The organism is Herbidospora sp. RD11066, assembly GCF_054661255.1.
Map to the genome: position 1 here is coordinate 1 of NZ_BAAGDO010000417.1, position 230 is coordinate 230.

Annotated in this window: 1 protein-coding gene; it reads left to right on the plus strand. The window is 50.9% G+C overall.

The features are described from left to right. Window positions 1-29: 29 nt before the first annotated feature. Window positions 30-230: 30S ribosomal protein S4 (gene rpsD / locus ACYQ78_RS40215; RefSeq protein WP_459806256.1), on the plus strand; the 201-nt coding region annotated here is incomplete at its 3' end.

Below are 230 nucleotides of genomic sequence, written 5' to 3' on the forward strand. Positions count from 1 at the left end.
TGCGTATTGGCGTGCTCGACGAAAGCGGAATGAAGCTCGATTACGTGTTGGGTCTTCGGATTGAAGACTTCTTGGAGAGGCGCCTTCAAACGCAAGTGTTCAAGCTTGGTTTGGCTAAGAGTATTCACCATGCCCGTGTGTTGATCCGTCAAAGACACATTCGTGTTCGCAAGCAGCTTGTCAATGTCCCAAGTCGGATCGGACCCATGTCGTTCTGTCAGCCAAGGAGT